The following is a 3,974-nucleotide window of genomic DNA, read 5'->3' as shown; positions in this document are numbered from 1 at the left end:
GGGAGGACGACGCGCTGCCGTCCGAGAGCCAGTTCGTCGACGCGCTCGGCCTGTCACGGATGACGGTGAACCGCGCGCTGCGCGAGCTCGCCGCCGACGGCGTGATCCGGCGCGTCATGGGCGTCGGCAGCTTCGTCGCCCCGCGCAAGGCCAGTTCGGCGCTCCTGGAGGTGCACGACATCGCCGACGAGGTGCGCGCCCGGGGACGCCGCCACACGACGCGGGTGCTGTTCCTCGGCGAGGAGCCGGCCGACGAGCACACCGGCGCCCACCTCGGTATCGGCACCGGCCGCCCGGTCTTCCGCTCGCGGGTCGTGCACTGCGAGGACGGGGTGCCGCTCCAGTTGGAGGACCGGTACGTCAACCCGGCCTTCGCGCCCGGCTACCTGGACCAGGACTTCACGCTCGGCACGCCGTTCGCCTTCCTGTCGAAGGTGGCTCCGCTGGGCCGGGGCGAGCACATCGTGGAGGCCGTCCTCGCCTCGCCGCAGGACTGCGCGGCCCTCGGCGCGGACCCGGCCGAGCCGTGTCTGCTCGTCCACCGCCGCACCTGGTCGCGGGACGCGCTCGTGAGCATCGCGCGGCTGCTGCACCCGGGCTCGCGCTACCGCCTGGAAGGCGCGTTCGCCACGCACTGACGCCGCACGGGCGGCCGGGGTACAGCGCGGGGCCGACCGGGCGCCCGCGCACCGGACGACCCCTTGACGCACCTGTATAGACAGGCATATACAGGCTGCCGTTCGCCTTGGGACGAAGAGGGAGAGACTCGATTGCGCACCGAAAAGGCCGGCCTGAGCCGGGGGCTCACCGCACGGCACATCCGCTTCATCGCCCTCGGGTCCGCCATCGGCACAGGGCTCTTCTACGGCTCCTCCGAGTCCATCCGGGCGGCCGGACCCGCGGTCCTGCTCGCCTACCTGATCGGCGGAGCCGCCGTCTTCCTCGTCCTGCGCTCCCTCGGCGAGATGGCCGTCGCCTCGCCCAGCGCCGGCTCCTTCGGCGAGTACGCCGACCGGCACCTGGGCCCCCTCGCCGGGTTCCTCACCGGCTGGACCTACGCCTTCGAGATGGTCATCGTGGCCGTCGCCGACGTCACCGCCATCGGCGTCTACATGGGCTTCTGGTTCCCCGGCGTGCCCCGCTGGATCTGGGTCCTGGCCGCCGTCGTCCTCGTCGGCGCGCTCAACCTCGTCAGCGTCAAGGTCTTCGGCGAGCTGGAGTTCTGGCTCTCCCTCGTGAAGATCGTCGCCATCGTCGCGATGATCCTCGTCGGCATCGCGGTCATCGCCCTCGGCCTCGGCAGCGGCCACGTCCACGTCGGCGTCGACAACCTGTGGGGGAACGGCGGCTTCTTCGCCGGCGGCGTCGACGGCTTCGTGATCTCCTTCGCCGTCGTCATGTTCGCCTTCGGCGGCACCGAGATCATCGGCGTCACCGCAGGCGAGGCGCAGTCCCCGGAGAAGACGATCCCGGGTGCGGTCAACTCCATCCCGCTGCGCATCATCCTGTTCTACGTCCTGACCCTCGCCGTGATCATGTCGATCACCCCGTGGCGGCAGATCGACGACTCGGGCAGCCCCTTCGTGCAGATCTTCGCCGGGGTCGGCCTCAAGTCCGCGGCCGCCGTCCTGAACGTCGTCGTCCTGACCGCCGCCCTGTCGGCGATCAACAGTGACATCTTCGCCGCGGGCCGCACGATGTACGGACTGGCGGAGCGCGGTCACGGCCCCGCCGCCATGCGCCGCACGACCCGCGGCGGTGTGCCCTGGGTGACGACCCTGGTGATGATCGGCGCGCTGCTCGTCGGCGTCGTCCTGAACGCCGTGGTCCCCGGCGAGATCTTCCTGATCATCTCCTCGATCGCCACGTTCGCCACCGTGTTCGTGTGGGTGATGATCCTGCTCACCCACATGAAGGCGCGCGGCGCGATGTCGCCCCGGGAGGCCGCGGGCCTCGCCTTCCCCGCCCCGTTCTGGCCCTACGCGCAGATCGCCACGCTCGTGTTCATGGCCGCCGTGCTCGTCCTGCTCGGACTGCACGAGAGCACGCGGGTGGCCCTCGAGGTCGGCGCCGTCTGGCTGGCCCTCCTGACCGTCGTGCACGTCCTGGTGACACGCCGCCGTACCGGCACCGGCATCGGCGCGGGCCCGCGGCCCGCACCGGCCGGCGACGACGCCCCCACGACCCCCGACGAACGGGCCGGGATCGCGGGCTGAACCGGCGTCAGGCCCTCACCCGGCGACCGGCACCGCCGCCTCGACGACGTCGGCCACCACGCAACTGACGTTGTCCGGGCCGCCGGAGGCGTTCGCCAGGGCGATCAGCTCGTCAGCCGTACGGTCAGGTGTGCCGCCCGCCGCCAGCGCCCGGTGGACGGCGTCGGACGGCACGACGGCCGACAGACCGTCCGAGCAGAGCAGGAAGCGGTCACCCGGCCGCGCGTCGTGCAGCCGCAGATCGGGCCTGGCGGCGGCGTCCCGGCCCAACGACCGTACGAGGAGCGCGCGTTGCGGATGCGAGGCTGCCTCCTCCGGGGTCAGCCGTCCCTCGTCGACCATCGACTGCACCAGGGTGTGGTCGTGCGTGATGCGGAACAGCTCGCCGTCCCGCAGCAGATAGACACGCGAGTCACCGATGTGGACCAGGGCGAGCCGTGAACCGGTCCAGAGCATCGCGGTGAGCGTGGTGCCCGCGTCACCCGCCCCGTCCGGTCCCGCCGCCTCCCGCACGGCCGCGGCCGCCCGGTCGACCGCGTCCTCCAGGGTGTTGAGGAGATGACCGGCCGGGAAGCCGTCCGTGTCCGGCTCGACGTCGGTCTCGAGGAACCGCAGCGCGTCGATCGCGGCCGCGCTCGCGGGAGCGCCGCGCTCGCCGTACCCGTCGGCGACGGCGAGCAGCCGGGCGCCCGCGTACGCGGCGTCCTGGTTGCCCGCCCGCACCCGTCCGGTGTCGGTGCGGGCGGCGTAACGGATGCCCAGAGGGGCGCTGGAGGAGGTCATGTCGGGGTCCTTCCCGGCCAGATGGTCGACGAGGAAGGAGACGAGCTCGCGCCGCGCGGCGGTATCGGCCTCGACACCGGCCCAGTAGGCGCGCACCTCACGGGCCGCGGCCCCGGACTCCAGCGCGCACACCTGCTGGATGCGGGCCAGCGGCATGCCGAGCCGGCGCAGCCAGGCGACCAGGCGGGCCCGGTCGAGCTGGTGCGGCGCGTACAGGCGGTAGCCGGTGACCGGGTCCACGCGCGCGGGCGTCAGCAGCCCCAGGTCGTCGTAGAGGCGCAGGGCCTTCGGCGACAGGCGTGACGCCCTCGCGAACGCCCCGATGGTCAGCAGTTCCATGCCCGTCCGTCCTTCCTCGTCCCGGGCGCGTCGCCCGGTCCCACCGATGCTGGGGTCTGCCCCGAGGGCAAGGTCAACAGCTCGTCGCGCCCCCGCGTCGTCAACGGGCCGCCCGCGACCCGGGGGTGTGCCCGAACGTGCGGTGGAAGACGGCGATGAACGTGCTCGCGGACGACCAGCCGCAGCGGTGGGCGACCGCCGTGACCGGCAGTCCGTCGGCCAGCAGGACGAGCGCGTGGTGCAACCGGATCTGCGTGCGCCACTGCGGGTAGGTCAGACCGAGATCGGCGCGGAGCAGCCGCGACAGGGTGCGCGCACTGGCCCCGATGACATGTCCCAGCTCCTCCAGCGACCGGCTGTCGGCCGGGTCGGCGGCCAGCAGCGCGGACAGCTCGCGCAGCAGGGGAGCGGACGGCGCGGGCAGATGCAGCGGGCGCACCGGCGCGGTCCGCAACTGGTCGAGCAGCACGGCCCGCAGGCGCCGCCGCTGCGGTCCGTCGTCGTGCGGGTCGCGGGTGTAGGCGATGATCAGCTCGCGCAGCAGCGGGCTCACGTCGAGGACGGTCGGCGCGGTCAGTGCGAGCGGGTTCTGCGTGGCGGGCAGCCCCACGAAGTGCACCTCGAGGTCGCCGTGCG

The 3,974-nt window shown here is 73.0% G+C and carries 4 protein-coding genes; 2 read left to right on the top strand and 2 right to left on the bottom strand.

All coding sequences use genetic code 11. The features are described 5' to 3' along the window. Together hutC and GTW43_RS04890 are read left to right on the top strand one after the other, a co-directional pair. On the top strand, nt 1–638 hold a 638-nt coding region (gene hutC / locus GTW43_RS04895), incomplete at its 5' end, for a histidine utilization repressor (RefSeq protein WP_161300374.1). Nucleotides 639–770: 132 nt separating this feature from the next. Next, nucleotides 771–2,216 carry an amino acid permease gene (locus GTW43_RS04890; RefSeq protein WP_161300373.1) on the top strand — a complete coding sequence of 482 codons (1,446 nt, stop codon included), beginning with the start codon at nt 771–773 and terminating at the stop codon, nt 2,214–2,216. Between the two features lie 15 nt (nt 2,217–2,231). Here the strand turns inward: GTW43_RS04890 and GTW43_RS04885 are convergent, their stop codons facing one another. After that, the gene (locus tag GTW43_RS04885; RefSeq protein WP_161300372.1) at nt 2,232–3,338 is read right to left on the bottom strand and encodes a MerR family transcriptional regulator; all 1,107 of its coding nucleotides are present in this window, start codon (nt 3,336–3,338) and stop codon (nt 2,232–2,234) included. A gap of 100 nt (nt 3,339–3,438) precedes the next feature. Next, a partial coding sequence (locus GTW43_RS04880; protein ID WP_161300371.1) for an AraC family transcriptional regulator occupies nt 3,439–3,974 on the bottom strand: 536 nt, incomplete at its 5' end.

This window comes from Streptomyces sp. SID5785 (assembly GCF_009870065.1).
Lineage (GTDB): Bacteria > Actinomycetota > Actinomycetes > Streptomycetales > Streptomycetaceae > Streptomyces.
Note: the sequence above shows the minus strand (reverse complement) of the source record. Positions and strands in the feature narration are given on the sequence as shown.